General features: G+C 70.8%; 13 protein-coding genes and 5 pseudogenes. 4 read left to right on the forward strand and 14 right to left on the reverse strand.

All coding sequences use genetic code 11. The features are described 5' to 3' along the window. Nucleotides 1-13 precede the first annotated feature (13 nt). Both LRS04_RS24825 and LRS04_RS24830 read right to left on the reverse strand, forming a co-directional pair. Nucleotides 14-826 (reverse strand): annotated as a pseudogene (locus LRS04_RS24825) (alpha/beta fold hydrolase); the annotation flags it as partial. A gap of 360 nt (nt 827-1,186) precedes the next feature. Next, nucleotides 1,187-1,648 (reverse strand): Hsp20/alpha crystallin family protein, encoded by a 462-nt coding sequence (locus LRS04_RS24830; RefSeq protein WP_257818742.1) that lies wholly within the window; start codon nt 1,646-1,648, stop codon nt 1,187-1,189. Nucleotides 1,649-1,793: 145 nt separating this feature from the next. On the opposite strand from LRS04_RS24830, the pseudogene LRS04_RS24835 reads away from it, so the two are divergent. Both LRS04_RS24835 and LRS04_RS24840 read left to right on the forward strand, forming a co-directional pair. Beyond that, nucleotides 1,794-2,518 (forward strand): annotated as a pseudogene (locus LRS04_RS24835) (ABC transporter ATP-binding protein). Continuing rightward, nucleotides 2,515-6,096 carry an FtsX-like permease family protein gene (locus LRS04_RS24840; RefSeq protein WP_257818744.1) on the forward strand — a complete coding sequence of 1,194 codons (3,582 nt, stop codon included), beginning with the start codon at nt 2,515-2,517 and terminating at the stop codon, nt 6,094-6,096. Before LRS04_RS24835 ends, LRS04_RS24840 begins: the two are co-directional and overlap by 4 nt. Here the strand turns inward: LRS04_RS24840 and LRS04_RS24845 are convergent, their stop codons facing one another. The 9 genes and pseudogenes from LRS04_RS24845 to LRS04_RS27330 all read right to left on the reverse strand — a co-directional run. Next, nucleotides 6,097-6,720 carry an acyl-CoA dehydrogenase family protein gene (locus LRS04_RS24845; protein ID WP_257818746.1) on the reverse strand — a complete coding sequence of 208 codons (624 nt, stop codon included), beginning with the start codon at nt 6,718-6,720 and terminating at the stop codon, nt 6,097-6,099. Beyond that, on the reverse strand, nt 6,669-7,304 hold the full coding sequence (locus LRS04_RS24850) for an acyl-CoA dehydrogenase family protein (protein ID WP_257818748.1): 636 nt from the start codon (nt 7,302-7,304) through the stop codon (nt 6,669-6,671). The genes LRS04_RS24845 and LRS04_RS24850 overlap by 52 nt, the downstream gene beginning before the upstream one ends. A gap of 104 nt (nt 7,305-7,408) precedes the next feature. Further along, nucleotides 7,409-7,807 (reverse strand): MerR family DNA-binding transcriptional regulator, encoded by a 399-nt coding sequence (locus LRS04_RS24855; RefSeq protein ID WP_257818749.1) that lies wholly within the window; start codon nt 7,805-7,807, stop codon nt 7,409-7,411. Between the two features lie 11 nt (nt 7,808-7,818). Next, a complete protein-coding gene (locus LRS04_RS27305) occupies nt 7,819-8,232 on the reverse strand; it encodes an acyl-CoA dehydrogenase family protein (RefSeq protein WP_308238237.1) in 414 nt (137 codons plus the stop codon). After that, on the reverse strand, nt 8,156-8,794 hold the full coding sequence (locus LRS04_RS27310) for an acyl-CoA dehydrogenase family protein (RefSeq protein ID WP_308238240.1): 639 nt from the start codon (nt 8,792-8,794) through the stop codon (nt 8,156-8,158). The genes LRS04_RS27305 and LRS04_RS27310 overlap by 77 nt, the downstream gene beginning before the upstream one ends. A gap of 213 nt (nt 8,795-9,007) precedes the next feature. Next, complete coding sequence (locus tag LRS04_RS27315) at nt 9,008-9,679, reverse strand: TonB-dependent receptor domain-containing protein (protein WP_308238242.1); 672 nt, start codon at nt 9,677-9,679, stop codon at nt 9,008-9,010. Beyond that, nucleotides 9,630-10,163: a TonB-dependent receptor domain-containing protein gene (locus LRS04_RS27320; protein WP_374577324.1), complete on the reverse strand. Its 534-nt coding sequence runs from the start codon at nt 10,161-10,163 to the stop codon at nt 9,630-9,632. The genes LRS04_RS27315 and LRS04_RS27320 overlap by 50 nt, the downstream gene beginning before the upstream one ends. Further along, nucleotides 10,118-11,053: a TonB-dependent receptor plug domain-containing protein gene (locus LRS04_RS28545; protein ID WP_374576998.1), complete on the reverse strand. Its 936-nt coding sequence runs from the start codon at nt 11,051-11,053 to the stop codon at nt 10,118-10,120. Before LRS04_RS28545 ends, LRS04_RS27320 begins: the two co-directional genes overlap by 46 nt. A gap of 82 nt (nt 11,054-11,135) precedes the next feature. Next, a pseudogene (locus LRS04_RS27330) lies at nt 11,136-11,615 on the reverse strand (hypothetical protein); the annotation flags it as partial. Here LRS04_RS27330 and LRS04_RS24870 point away from each other — a divergent pair. Then, nucleotides 11,596-12,000, forward strand: a complete 405-nt coding sequence (locus LRS04_RS24870) for a hypothetical protein (protein ID WP_257818750.1) — start codon at nt 11,596-11,598, stop codon at nt 11,998-12,000. The pseudogene LRS04_RS27330 and the gene LRS04_RS24870 overlap by 20 nt on opposite strands. Before the next feature lie 113 nt (nt 12,001-12,113). Continuing rightward, nucleotides 12,114-12,164: pseudogene (locus LRS04_RS28550) on the forward strand (hypothetical protein); the annotation flags it as partial. Nucleotides 12,165-12,289: 125 nt separating this feature from the next. Here LRS04_RS28550 and LRS04_RS24875 read toward each other — a convergent pair. From LRS04_RS24875 to LRS04_RS24880, 3 genes and pseudogenes are all read right to left on the reverse strand, one after another. Then, nucleotides 12,290-12,697 (reverse strand): oxygenase MpaB family protein, encoded by a 408-nt coding sequence (locus LRS04_RS24875; protein ID WP_257818751.1) that lies wholly within the window; start codon nt 12,695-12,697, stop codon nt 12,290-12,292. 4 nt (nt 12,698-12,701) lie between these two features. Beyond that, a pseudogene (locus tag LRS04_RS28555) lies at nt 12,702-13,040 on the reverse strand (oxygenase MpaB family protein); the annotation flags it as partial. A 120-nt stretch (nt 13,041-13,160) separates the two neighbouring features. Continuing rightward, entirely contained in the window at nt 13,161-13,892 is a 732-nt protein-coding gene (locus LRS04_RS24880) for a TetR/AcrR family transcriptional regulator (RefSeq protein WP_257818752.1), read from the reverse strand. Nucleotides 13,893-14,053 lie beyond the last annotated feature (161 nt).

Genomic DNA, 14,053 nt, shown 5'->3' on the forward strand with positions numbered 1-14,053 from the left:
CCACCTCGGCGAGCCAGGCCAGCAGGTCCTCGTTGATCACGTCGGCATGGGTCGTCGCCATGCCGTGCGGCAGGCCGGGATAGACCTTCAGCGTGCCCTTCTGCAGCAGCTTGATGCCCTTCATCGCGCTGTCGTGGATCGGCACGATCTGGTCGTCGTCGCCGTGCATCAGCAGGACCGGCACGTCGATCTTCTTCAGGTCCTCCGTGAAGTCGGTTTCCGAGAACGCCTTCACGCAGTCGTAGTGGGCCTTCACGCCCCCCATCATCCCCTGCAGCCACCACTTGTCGACGATGCCCTGGTTCAGGGTCACGCCGGGCCGGTTGAAGCTGTAGAACGGCCCCGATGCGAGGTCCTTGTAGAACTGCGAGCGGTTATTGAGCGTGCCGTCGCGGATACCGTCGAAGACCTCGATCGGCAGGCCTTCGGGATTGCTGTCCTTCTTGACCATCACCGGCGGCACCGCGCCCAGCAGGGCGGCCGCCGCGGCGCGGTCCGTGCCGTGGCGGCCGAGATAGCGGGCCACCTCGCCGCCGCCCGTGGAGTGGCCGACGTGGATGGCGTCCTTCAGGTCCAGCGCCAGGACCAGCTCGCGCAGGTCGTCGGCGTAGGTGTCCATTTCGTTGCCGGTCCAGGTCTGGCTGGAGCGCCCGTGGCCACGCCGGTCGTGGGCGATCACCCGGTAGCCGCGGTCGGCGAAGAACATCATCTGGATGTCCCAGTCGTCGGCGGTCAGCGGCCAGCCGTGGCTGAACACGATCGGCTGCCCCGAGCCCCAGTCCTTGTAGAAGATCTCGGCGCCATCCTTGACGGTGATGGTCGGCATGGGGGGGCTCCTTTTGATCCGGAACGGGCGGCGCGCGCGCCCGGTGATACGCGTCACTCCTCGCGCCGCCGCGCGCCGGCGGGCCGAGGAAACCCTACGGATGGTTTGTGACGCCTGCGCCCCGCCGCCCCCTTGGGCGTGACCGTGCGTCCGCGGACGAACCCTGCGCCACAGGGGCGTTTCCCGGCAACAACCGGCATGGCGAGATCAGGCGGATGTGATGAGTTCGCCTGCCTTTCAGGCGCCCAGACGGCGAAACGCCGGCGCCGGTCGCCCGGCGCGATGGCCTGGGGCAGAACGCAAGGAGCGCCCCGTCGTCCGGAGCGCTCCGCCAGTCCGCAGGATGTCTGGGGGAATTTCCTACTTGGACTGGATCTCGATCGTCTTGCTCTCGGCGCCGGGGCGCTTCGGAATGGCGATCTTCAGGACACCGTCGGCCATGGTCGCCGCGATGCCGCCGGCGTCGAGGCTGCGCGGCAGATAGACCGAGCGGGAGAAGGCGCCGTAGCTGCGCTCGAGCAGGCGGTAGGCCTTGTCGGCCGTCTCGCGGCTAGCCGTCTTTTCCCCGCTGATGGTCAGCATGTCGTCCTGGACCGTGATCTTCACCTGGTCCCGGGTCATGCCCGGCAGTTCCACGCTGATCTCGAGGCCCGCCGCGGTATCGACCACGTCCATCCGCGGTGTGGGGCGGATTTCCGCGATGGCGTTCCAGCCCTCGCCCAGTTCGTCGAATAGGCGGTTGAATTCCCGTTGAAGCGGGGCGAACGCCGCGGCTGCGTTGCGCTGGATACTTGGGATCAGGTCCTTGTCTGTCACCGTCATCTTGGCCTCCATCATCGACCTGCACCGCAACTTGCGCTTCCGCGGTCGCGAAACCTTGCGCTTCGTCAAATCGACAATGAAAGATCATTGGCGAGCCCTTGCGGCGCATCAAACCGCGGATTGATGGAGCGGCTAGCAACGCGCCATGTCGGTTCCTGCCTCCACCGTCCGTCCGGCGTTCGAGATCCGCGGCCTCGACAAGGTCTATCCCAGCAGCGCGGGCGACGTGCACGCGCTGCGGGGGGTCGATCTCGACATCGCGCCTGGCGAGACCCTCGTGCTGCTCGGACCCTCCGGCTCCGGGAAGTCGACCCTCCTCAATATCCTGGGGGCCTCGACCGCGCGAGCGCCGGGCAGGTCCGCTTCCACGACGTCGAACTCACGGCCGCCAGCGACCGGGAGCTGACGCTCTACCGGCGCCGGTCGGTGGGCTTCATCTTCCAGTTCTTCAACCTGGTGCCGAGCCTGACGGCGCGGGAGAACGTGGCCCTGATCACCGAGATCGCCGTGGACCCCATGACCCCGGAGGAAGCCCTGGCGCGCGTCGGCCTCGCCGACCGGATGGACCACTTCCCATCCCAGCTTTCGGGCGGCCAGCAGCAGCGGGTCGCCGTCGCGCGGGCCATCGCCAAGCGGCCGGAGCTGCTGCTGTGCGACGAGCCCACGGGCTCCCTCGACACCGAGAGCGGCGTCCAGGTCCTGCAGGCGATCGTGGACGTGGCCGGCGAGGTCGCGGCGACCACCATGATCGTGTCGCACAACACCGCCATCGCCGGCCTGGCCGACCGGATCGTGCGGTTCCGCGACGGTCGGATCCAGGTGGCCGAGCGCAACGCCGCGAAGGTTCCGCCAAGGGAGATGAGTTGGTGAGGCTCTCGCCCCTCGACCGCAAGCTGTTGCGCGACCTCTGGCGGCTCCGCTGGCAGACGCTGGCGATCGCGCTCCTCGTCGCCTGCGGCGTCGCGGTGGCGGTGATGTCCTTCTCCGCCCAGCGGGCGCTGGTGGTCGCCCAGGCGGGCTTCTACGCCGAGAGCCGCTTCGCCGACGTGTTCGCCACCGCCCGGCGTATCCCGGCCTCGCGGGTCCGCGACCTCGCGCGGCTCGACGGCGTGGTGGCGGTCGACGCCCGCATTGTCGAGGCCGGCCTGATGGACGTGCCGGGCCTTGCCCGGCCCGCGACGGTCCGGCTCGTGTCGCTGCCCGTGGACGAGGCCCGGGCCCTGAACCGCATCACCCTGACCGCCGGGCGCATGCCCGACCCGGCGCGCGCGGACGAGGCCGTGGCGCTGAAGACCTTCATGGACGCGGCCGGCGTGAGCCTGGGCGATCGTCTCGACGCCGTGGTCAACGGCCGCGCCTTCACCTTCACCGTGGTCGGCGCCGCCCTGTCGCCGGAATACGTCTACGTGCCGGCCCAGGAATCCTTCATGCCCGACGACGCCCACCAGGCGGTCATCTGGGCGCCCGCACCATGCGGTGGAACGGGCGACGGGAATGGCGGGCACGGTCAACGCCATCGCCGTGCGCGTGGCGGCGGGCGCCTCGGTTCCGTCAGTGGTGCAGGCGCTCGACCAGCGCCTCGCCCCCTATGGCGGACGCGCCGCCTACGCCCGCGAGGACCAGGCCTCCCACGCCTTCCTGGCGGCCGAACTCAAGGAACTGTCCACCTCCGCGACGATCCTGCCTCCTGTCTTCCTGCTGGTGGCCGCGGCGCTGGTGCACCTGACCGTCTCGCGGCTGGTGGAGGCCGAGCGCGAGCAGATCGGCCTCTTGAAGGCGTTCGGCTACCGCAACGGCGAGGCCGCCTCCCCTATCTCCGGCTCGCCGCCATCATCGGCGCGACAGGGGCGCTGGCCGGCGGCCTGGCCGGCGTTCTGCTCGCCTCGGCGATCGTCGAGCAGTACCGCGAGTATTTCCGCTTCCCGGTGCTGGAGCCGCGCTTCCACCTGGCCGCCTTCGCCGGGGCGACGGCGGTCGCGGTGACGGCGACCCTGGCCGGCTCCCTCTCGGCCGTGCGGCGGGCCGCGGCCCTGTCGCCGGCGGTGGCCATGCAGCCCCTGCGCCCGGCCGCCTACCGCAAGGGCCTGCTCGATCGCTGGGTGCGCGGGCCGGCCGTGGACCAGGCGACGCGGATGATCGTCCGCAACCTCGAGCGCTTTCCCGGGCGCGCGGCGCTCGCCACGGCGGGTCTGGCCGCCAGCCTGTCGCTGCTGGTGGGCACCCAGTTCCTCTTCGACAGCCTCGACGCGGTCCTGGACCACACCTACTTCCGCAGCCAGAGGTGGAACGAGGCGGTCGGGTTCGCCGAGGCGCGCAGCATCGCCGCCCTGGCGGAGGTGGGACGCTTGCCCGGCGTCTATGCGGCCGAGCCGGTCAGGATCGTGGCGGCGCGCCTCGAAGCCGGCGGCCGGCAGGAACTCTCGCGCCTGGTCGGGGTCGAGCCCGCAGCAGCCCTTCAGACCCCGCTCGACGCCCGCGGACGACCGGTCCCGTTCCGGGGCGACGGGCTGGTGCTCAGCGAGGCGCTGGCCGGACGGCTTGGCGTTCGCGAGGGTGCCCTGGTCCGGGTGGAGCCGGTCGAAGGGCGGCCGGTGGCGGCGGACATGCGGATCCTGGCGGTGACCCGCGACTACAGCGGCTTCGCCGCCTACCTGCCGCGGCGGGCCCTCAACCGCCTCCTTGAGGAAGGCGACGTGATCAGCGGGGCGCAACTGCTGATCGCCGCCGACGCCCGGCCTGAATTCTATCGCGCCATCGAAAGCACGCCCCAGGTGACCGGCGCATCGTCGCGCGACGACACGGTGGCGAGCTGGCGGCTGGCGATGGCCGAGGCCTTTCGCGTGATGATCAGCTTCTACGTGAGCTTCGCCGCGGCGATCGGCTTCGGGGTCGCCTACAATACGAGCCGCATCGCGCTCTCCGAACGGTCACGCGATCTCGCCACCTTGCAGGTCCTGGGGTTTGGCCGCGCGGACTGCGCCTACATCCTGGTGGGCGAACTCGCCGTCCTGACGCTTGTGGCCATCCCGCTCGGCATGCTGGGCGGCCAGGCGCTCGCGCACGGCCTGGTGGCCGCCTACTCCCGTGACGAGTTGCGGCTCCCGGCCGTGATCGGCGCCCCGCAGCTACGGGATCTCCCTGCTGGCCTTCCTGGCGGCGGTGACCCTGGCGGCCGTCCTCGTGGGCCGGCGCATCTGGGGCTTCGATCTGGTGGCTGTCCTGAAGACGAGGGAATAGACGTGGGAAAGGTCAGATGGGCGCGCTGGGGCCTTGGCCTGGCGATCGCGGCGCTGGTGGCGACGGTGCTCGCCCTCCTCTTTGCGCCGCGTCCGGTCGAGGTGGATGCGGCGTCCGTCCGCCGGGGCCCGATCGCCGAGACGGTCGCCGACCAGGGCTACGCCAGGGTGCGGGAGGCGTATGTCGTGGCCGCGCCCGTCTCAGGCCGCCTCCAGCGCCTCGACATGCACGTGGGCGATCGGGTGACGGCCGGCCAGACCGTGGTGGCCCGGCTCTTTCCGGCCAGCGCCGACCTGATGGATCCCCGCGCACGAGCGCAGGCCGAGGCCCAGGTCGCCGCCGCCGCGGCGGCGGTCGGCGCGGCCACCGCCCAACAGGAGCAGCTGGCGGCGGAAGCGCGGCGGGCCGACAGCGAACTGCGCCGCGCGCAGACCTTGTCGGAGCAGGGCTTCGCCGCTGCGCGCGCCGTCGAGAACGCCGAGGCGGACGCCCGCGCCGCGCGGGCCGCCGTCCGCTCCGCCGCGGCCCAGCTCGGCATGCGGCGCTCGGAGCTGGCGGCCGCGCGGGCCGCCCTTCTGGGTCCGGACGCGCCCGGCGGCGGAGCCATCCCGGTGACGTCGCCCGCCTCCGGCTATGTCACCCGCGTGCTCCAGGAGAGCGAGCGCACGGTGGTCATGGGCGCGCCGCTGGTGGAGATCGGGGACCAGGCGGGGCTCGAAGCCGCCGTCGAGTTCCTGACCCAGGACGCGGTCCGCATCCGTGAGGGGATGCCGGCCGAGATCTATGACTGGGGCGGGGACGGCGTGATCCCGGCCATCGTACGGCGGGTCGAGCCGCAGGGCTTCACCAAGGTCTCGGCCCTGGGCGTGGAGGAGCAGCGCGTCCTGGTCCTCCTGCAGTTCGACGGACCGTCCGACCGTTGGGCGCGCCTCGGTCCGGGCTACCGTCTGTGGGGACGGGTGATCCTGCGGCGGGCGCCGGCGGCCACCACGGCGCCCGTGGGCGCGCTGGTCCGCGCGGATGGTCGCTGGGCGGTGTTCCGGATCGAGGGCGGCCGCGCGCGCCTGACGCCGATCGAGGTCGGCGCCGTGACGGACAAGGACGCCGAGGTGCGGCAGGGCCTGCAGCCCGGCGAGCGGGTGGTGGTCTTCCCCTCCGACAAGGTGCGCGACGGCGCCCGCGTGCGGGTTCGCGTGGCCGCCGCGCCCTGATCAGGTCGAGTGGGTGCTGTCCGGCAGGCCCAGGATGCGCTTGGAGATGATGTTGTTCTGGATCTCGGCCGAGCCGCCGTAGATCGACATCGCCTTGCCCCAGAGCCAGCTCTTCACGGCCTCCTGCTCCTCGTTCGAGAAGGCCTCGCCCTCCCAGCCGAGGCCCTGGTGGCCCATGATCTCGAGCAGCAGCTCGGCGCGGGTCTGGGCGACGTGGGTCGCCGAATTCTTCAGCACCGAGGCGGCGTTGGTCGCCCCATTGCCCTTGGATTCCGCCATCGCCCGGGCCAGCGTCAGGCCGTGGACGCGCGCGTCCATGACATTGCGATTGACCTTGAGCCGCAGCTCGCCGTCGGCGATGCGGCCCTGCTCGTCCGTGCCGACGTACTTCTTGGCGATGTCCTGCAGCGGCGTGACCTTGCCGCCGCCGGCAGCCCCGGTCTGGCTGGCCCGCTCGTGCTGGAGGAGCCGCTTGCCGACGCTCCAGCCCTCGTTGATCTTGCCCAACACCGCGTCCTTCGGCGCCACCGCGTCGGTGAAGAAGGTCTCGCAGAACGGCGAGGCGCCGCTGATCAGCGAGATCGGCCGGGGCTCGATGCCCGGCTGGTGCATGTCGATGAGCATGAAGGTGATGCCCTCATGCTTCTTGGCCGAGAAGTCGGTGCGGACCAGGGCGCCGCACCAATCGGACCACTGGGGCCGGACGTCCAGGTCTTCTGGCCGTTGATCTTCCAGTGGTCGCCGGCGTCCTCGCAGCGCATCTGCAGGCTCGCCAGGTCGGAGCCGGCGTTGGGCTCGGAGTAGCCGACGCACCAGCGGACCTCGCCCTTCACGATCGGCGGGATGTGCTTCCGCTTCTGCTCCTCGGTGCCGTAATCCATGATCGTCGGGCCGATCATGGTCACGCCCATGCCGAAGGTCAGGGGGTTGAAGGCCCCGGCCTTCGCCATCTCCTGCTGCAGGACACGGGCCTGGGCGTTGGAAAGGCCGCCGCCGCCGTACTCGGTCGGCCAGGTGGGCGTGCCCCAGCCCTTGGCCCCCATCCGCTCCTTCCAGAGCTTCAGGTCGCCGGTGGGCTGCAGCCCCTCCATCATGGCCATGGCGAGGCCGGCCTTGCCTTCCAGGCTCTTGGGGAAGTTCTCCGCGATCCAGCCGCGGGCTTCCGCCCGGAACGCCTCGAGGTCCACGTCGCCGCCGAAATCCGCCATCTCAACTCCCTTCCCGCAGCCTTCCTGCTGCGGTTGTCGGAGTGAGGCTAGACACCCGCCGCAACGTCAGTCCAGCGCCGCGGCGTCGCGGCGGCGGACGCCGTCTATTCGGCGGCGATCCCGACGCCGGCCAGTCTCTGGGAAGCCCGCTCCAGCGTCGCGATGGCCTCGTCCACGTCCTTGCGCTGGGCTTCCAGCTCGGCGATGCGCTCGCGGAAGATGTCGAGCGCCTTGGTGTTCTGGGCCCCGGCGCCCTCCTCCTCGTAGAGGTCGAGGATGTCGCGGATCTGGGCCAGCGACAGGCCGACGCGGCGGCCGCGGACCACGAGGGCGAGGCGCGCGCGGTCCTTGTAGGAATAGACCCGCTGCAGGTCCCGGCGGCCCGGGAACACCAGGCCCTGCTCCTCGTAGAACCGGAGCGCCCGGGCGGTGACGCCGAACTCACGGCACAGCTGGGTGATCGAATAGGTCCGGTACGGTGGACGACGCAGGTTGGGTCGCATGGTCATCTCCTTCAGAGTCCCAACACCAGACGGGCTATGATGTCGCGCTGGATCTCGTTCGAGCCCCCGTAGATCGAGGCCGCCCGGTTGTTCAGGTAGCGGGGCATTGCGGTCAGGCTGTGGCCGGGCCCGACGGCCGCCACGTTGGAGCCGGGCTCGCGGGCCTGCGGCTGGTCCACATGGGCGTAGGCGCCGGCCGCCTCGATGGCGAGCTCGTCGATCCGCTGCATCTGCTCCGTGCCGTTGATCTTCAGCATGGAGGAGGCGGGACCGGGGTTCTTGCCGCTGGCGAGCGCCGAGAGCACGCGGCGCTCCGAGACGTCGATGGCCCAGGTGGCGATCTCGGCCTCAGCCAGCCGGCGGCGGTAGTCCGGGCTGTCGGCGCCCTCGTCGTCGGCGATGGTCCGGACGCGGCCCAGCGCCACTTGGAGCCCGGGGCGCCGAGCCGCCGCCCCGCTCGAACTCCAGGAGGTGCTTGGCGACCGTCCAGCCCTGGTTCTCCGCGCCGATGCGGCCGGACTTCGGCACACGCACCGCATCGAAGAACACCTGGTTCACCTCGTGCTCGCCGGCGAGCGTGATGATCGGCTTCACGCTGATCCCGGGCGTCTGCATGTCCAACAGCAGGAAGGTGATGCCGGCCTGCAGCTTGCCCTCGGTGCTGGTGCGGACGAGGCAGAACATCCGGTTGGCGAACTGCGCGTGGGTCGTCCAGATCTTCGAACCGGAGAGAACGTAATCATCTCCGTCGCTTACGGCGCGAAGCTGCAGCGCGGCGAGGTCCGACCCCGCGCCCGGCTCGGAGTAGCCCTGGCACCAGTAGTCCTCGCCCGAGAGGATGCGCGGCAGGTAGTGCGCCTTCTGCTCCGGCGTGCCGAACCCCATGATCACCGGGCCCACCATCCGCAGCCCCATGGGGGCCAGCGGCGGGGCGCCGGCCCGGGCGCATTCGGCGGCGAAGATCGAGCGCTGCAGCTCGTTCCACACCGGCCCGCCCTCGCGCTAGGACGCTAGGCGCCGCCCAGTCGCGGGCGTTCAGGATCCGCTGCCACGGCAGGGTGTGCTGCGGCTCGCAGAACACGCTGGTCGTGGCCCGGCCCACCGCCCGAAGCTCCGGCGTCAGGTTCGCGTCCAAGAAGGCGCGGACCTCGTCGCGGAACGCCAGGTCTTCGGGGGTGAGCTCGAGATCCATCGGGGGTCCTAGAACTCCGTCCGGAGCGTCACGCCCCAGGTGTGCGGGGCGCCCAGAAGGAAGGCGGCGTAGGTGCCGGATTGCAGCGGCTGGTCGACCACCACCTGGTAGAAGCGCTCGTTGGTCAGGTTCTGGGCGAACAGCTCCACGGCCCACCGGTCGTCGGCCTTGCCCACCGCCACACGGCCGTTCCAGAGCGTGATCGGCGGCTGGTCCTTGAGCGGGTCGAGGTTCGAGCCCGTGTTGTACCGGGAGGTGTAGCGGCCCGACAGGCTGGCGCGCAGCTTCATCTCCGAGCCGAGGTCGGTCTCATAGGCCGCGGCCCAGGAGGTCGACCACAGCGGCGCGTACGAGAGCCGCGAGCCCGGAAGGCGCGGACCGATGCCGGGGCCGGGCGTGAAGTCGCCGTACTGGGTCACCGCATAGGTGACGCCGCCGTTGAGGGTCAGCCCCTCGAACGGCGTCCGGTAGACGAAGTCCAGGTCCACGCCCGTGGTCGTCACCTCGGGGATCGAGGCGACCACGAAGCTGATGCCGGTGAAGGTGTTGAGCTGGAAGTCCTTGAACGTCTGGTCGAAGACCGCGGCGTTCAGCACCAGGGCGGAGCCCAGGTTGCTCTTGAAGCCCGCCTCATAGCTCTCGACAGTTTCGGCCGGGAAGCTGGTGTCCGGGTTGATCACCCCCGGCCGACAGGCGGGCGCGGTCGAGGTTGAAGCCCCCGCTCTTGTGGCTCTTGGCGTAGGACACATAGGTCATCAGCGACGGGTTGAGCCGGTAGCTCAGCTTCGCCGTGCCGCCCCAGCGGTCCTCGCCGCGCTTCTGTTCGGTGGTGACATTGTTGAACGCCGGGTCCTGGCCGGGCGCGCAGATCGCCGAGCGGGCCGCGGCCGGGATCGGCCGGGCGATCGCCGCCGCGCAGGCATTGCCCGGGGCGGTGTTCGAGTACCGGGAGGTGACCTCCTTGGTCTCGTCGGTGTAGCGGAGCCCGAAGGTGAACTCGAGCGCGTCGGTGACGTGCCAGGTGTTGTTGGTGAAGAACGCCCAGCCCTTGGCCGAGTGGTCGTACTGGTCGTAGGCGCCCTGGCCGGCGATGAAGTTCTGGCCGAACGGAATGCCGGTCAGCGCCGAGACGGTGGCCGGGTTGGCGCCGGCGGACAGCAGCAGGCCGAAATAGGTCTCATAGGCGGTCCCGTTCGGCGTGAAGGCGCTGGTCTCGAGCTGTTCGTCCGAATAGTAGCCGCCCACCAGCCAGTCGAGCGGGCCGGCGACGCCCGGCCAGCCGGACCTCCTGGGAGAAGGTCTCGAACTTGCCGGAGGTCCGGCCGTCGTCGGGGCGGTACCAGATGTCGGCCGACGAGAAGTCGATGTCGTTGGCCTGGTAGTTGGTCCAGTCGCGCCAGGCGGTGATCGACGTCAGGGTGATGTCGTCGTTGATCTCCCAGTCGGCCTGCAGCGAGGCGCCGTAGTCCTCGATGTCCTGGCTGGATCCGCGGTTGGCGTAGGCGATGCGGCGGCCCGGGTCGGCGGGGCGCAGGGGTGCCCTCGTCGGCGGCGAGCGCGTCGATGATCGCGCCGGTGGGCCCGACGAGCGTCGTGACGTTCAGGCAGCACTGCTCTTCGCGCTTGGTGTAGTCGGCGAGGAACTTCAGCGACAGCGTGTCGGTGGGCAGCCACAGCGCCTGGCCGCGGACCGTCCACACGTCCTGGTCGTCATTGTCCTTCTGGCTGCTCGGCCCCGCGCCGTTGCGCACATGGTAGAAGCCATCGCGGACGCGGCGGGCGGCGTAGAGGCGCGCGGCCACGGTCTCGCTGATCGGGCCGGTCACGGAGCCGGCGATGCCGAAGCCGTCATAGTTGGCGGCGGTCACCTCGCCCTGGGCGCTGAAGTCGAACTCCGGCGCCTTGGTGATGACGTTGATCACCCCGGCCGAGGTGTTCTTGCCGAACACGGTGCCCTGCGGGCCCTTCAGCACCTCGATGCGCTCCAGTTCGCCCAGGTCGCCGAAGGCCACCCCGCTGCGGGCGCGGTAGACGCCATCGACGACCGTGCCCACCGACGACTCCGAGGCCGGGGTTGTCGCCGATCGTGCCGACGCCGCGGATCCGGATCGAGGTCTGCGCCCCACCCGTGGACGAGGTGACGCTGAGACCCGGCGTCAGGACCTGCAGGTCCTTCACGTCGCGGACGCCGGCGTCCTGGAGCTGCTGGCCCGAGACCACGTTCACGACGATCGGAACGTCCTGCAGGTTCTGTTCGCGCTTCTGGGCGGTGACGATCACCGCCTCCACTTCCTGCGCCTCGGTCTGGGCCTGCACGTGGGTGGCGCACGCCAGGGCGATCACGGCCGCGGAAGCGGCGTACTTCTGGATCCTCATTCGTCCTCCCCGTCCGCCCTTGGCCGGGCGGCTCTGTCTGGGCCCGCATAAAGCGAGCGATGCTCGGAGCTTGCGGAGTGGAACGCCAGCGAACAAGCTAGCGGAAGTGATAGGGAGCACGGCCGGGCCATGAGTTCGGGACCAGCCTCGGACCTCCAGCTTGCGGAGCACTTCGCCCGCGAGCTGGTGGAGGTCGGCGCGTCGATCGGCCTGCCCCACCTTGGCGGCGGCCGCCGACATCTCGAATCCTCACCCACCGATCGGCGTGGACGGCCGGCCGCTGGCCGAGACCCTGTTCCGCTGGGTGGATCCTGATCTCCGCTATTGGGAGGATCGCGGCTTCGCGCTCCGCGCCGCCTTCATCCACGCCTGCCGGCGCTGTTCGGAGCCGTTCTGGTTCCGCGGCGGAGTCTTCGGCTCCTGGCGGCCGAACGCCCAGCTCCACGCCCTGACCGCCGAGGGGCCGATCGAGACCTTCGGCGTGGGCGCCGCCATCGTCGTCCCGGCCTACCTGCCCGGCGGCGTCATCGGCCGCCGTCGTCTGGGCGACCTCGGACGAGAGCTTCGACGTGGGGGGAGGCGGTGTTCGCCGCCCGGGCCGGCGACCTGCAGACGCTCGCGCTGAAGTTCGTCGCCACCTATGCGGAGGCGGGCGGCGCCGACCTGGCCCGGCTGACCGCCAGGCTGACCCGCCGGGAGATCCAGTGCCTCAAATGGGCGGCGGCCGGAAAGACCGACGTGGAGGTCGGCCAGATCGTCGGCATCTCGCTCCCAACGGTCCGCTTCCACATCGCCAACGCCTCGCGGAAGATGGGCGTCACCGGCCGCTCCCAGGCGATCCACCACGCGCCGCGGGCCTGGCTACATCGGCGCCGAGCGAAGCCACAGGCCTCACACCGCCGACGCCTGATCGATCAGGCCGCCGCCATGCGGGCCCGGGCCTGGCGCGGAACGTCGCCGGGCGCGAGCCTCGCGGCGAACGCCATCGCCTTGAGGGTCGGCCGCGCCAGCGCCAGGCGGCTGCGGTCCGCCGGCAGTTCCAGCTTCTGGATCAGGTCGCGCGGCACGAGGTCGATGCTGGCCTGGACGACCAGCGGCTGCAGCGCCCGGCCGACGGCGCCGGCGGGCGAGGTCGTGGAGACGATGTTCAGGAATTCGTCGATGATCGGATGCGGCACGAGCTTCGGCCGCATCCGGTCGAACCAGGCCTCCACCTCGGCGACGCTGCCCGGCGGATCCACCGCCCCGAACGCCCGGCCGAGCCTGGCGCCCTCGGCCGTAGTAGCGATCCTGATCCGCCCGGCTGATCCCCGGCTCGACATAGGCTCTGTAGGCGGTGAGGAAGCCCCAGCCGGCGGTGACGTGGACCCAGGCCATCAGCTCGGGTTCGAGGGCGGCGTAGGCCTGCCCCTCCGGCGTCACCCCGCCCACGCGGGCGTGCATTCGGGTGACCATGTCGACGCGCGCCTGAGCGGCCGCGGTCGGGCATTGGGTCGTGATCAGGGTCGCCTCGCCGGTCCGCTGCATCCGGGTCAGCGGGTCGGTCCGGAAGATGGAGTGCTCCCAGACCCCGGTCCGCACGCGGGGCTCGGCAAGTTCCAGGATCACTGCCGCCACGCCGCCGATGGCCAGGGCGATCGGGTTGGCGTGGACCTTCCAGGCCATGGAGTCCGGCCCGAAGAACCCGGGATCGCCCTTCGGCTCCAGGTAATTCACCCGGCCTCCCGACAGGAGCCAAGCCGCGGCGCGGTCATGCGGGCGCCTGCATCGAGAATGCTCATGGGCCTATCCTAAACGGCACTCGCCGAGCCAGGCTCGGAAAACTCGGCTTCTGCGCCCTCGGGGCGACCGGCCGCCGCTCGGATTAGGTCTCTCGGATCGCAGCCGAGCGCCATGCGGACCGTCAGCTTCGCGAGCTCGGTCTCCAGCATGGACCGGCGGCTGTCCCGGCCCCTCGATGAAGGCGATCTCCAGCATGGCGCTGAACAGCATCTGGGAGATCAGCCAGGTGTCGGCCTGGGGCTCGGGAAGGGTCAGCGGCGTTGGCGATCCGACGCGGATCTCCTGGCAGAGCTCGGTCAGGGCCTCGCGCGCCGCCTGGAAGGCCGGCAGACGAAGCACGAAGGGCGCTTCCCGGATCAGGACGGTGAAGACGTTCTCCGGCGCACGCAGCGAAGCCACGCCGACGCGGATCAGGTGCTCCACCCCGTCGAACGGCGGCATGCCGATGGTCTCGACGATCGCGGCCTCCATCCGCGTCACCAGCCGCCGGCAGGATTCCGCGGCGAGCGCCGCCACGATCGACTCGCGGTTCGGGAAGTACTCGTAGAGGGTGCCGATGCTGACCCCGGCCCGCTCGGCGATGGCGTTGGTCGTGAGCGCGTCATACGGCCCTTGCGCCAGCATCCGGGCGCAGGCGTCCAGGATGGCGGCGAAGGTCGCCTGGGACCGGGCCTGCCGCGGCCATTTGCGGGGCTCGAGCTCGCCCGGCCGGGCGGCGCGTTTCACTGTCGTCACGGGCCGCCTCCCAACGGCTGCCGACGTGCCCGCCGGTTCTTGGGCCAACGGTCGGCGCGCGGGTCAGGCGGCGCAAGCTAACAGAACTGATAGGGCGCCCCCCAGTTAGGGAATCTCCGGCGCGCTGGACTGACGTGGCGGACGGGGGGCGGAGGCTCCTT

It is taken from the genome of Phenylobacterium sp. J367 (genome assembly GCF_024699985.1).
Taxonomy (GTDB): Bacteria; Pseudomonadota; Alphaproteobacteria; order Caulobacterales; family Caulobacteraceae; genus Phenylobacterium.

Excerpts from the sequence above, each read along its gene's own strand:
- LRS04_RS24830 (WP_257818742.1), bottom strand. The coding sequence starts at position 1,648 with ATGACGGTGACAGACAAGGACCTGATCCCAAGTATCCAGCGCAACGCA.
- LRS04_RS24845 (WP_257818746.1), bottom strand. The coding sequence starts at position 6,720 with ATGCTCATCGACATGCACCAGCCGGGCATCGAGCCCCGGCCGATCTCG.
- LRS04_RS24850 (WP_257818748.1), bottom strand. The coding sequence starts at position 7,304 with ATGGCGGATTTCGGCGGCGACGTGGACCTCGAGGCGTTCCGGGCGGAA.
- LRS04_RS24855 (WP_257818749.1), bottom strand. The coding sequence starts at position 7,807 with ATGCGACCCAACCTGCGTCGTCCACCGTACCGGACCTATTCGATCACC.
- LRS04_RS24875 (WP_257818751.1), bottom strand. The coding sequence starts at position 12,697 with ATGTCGAGCCGGGGATCAGCCGGGCGGATCAGGATCGCTACTACGGCC.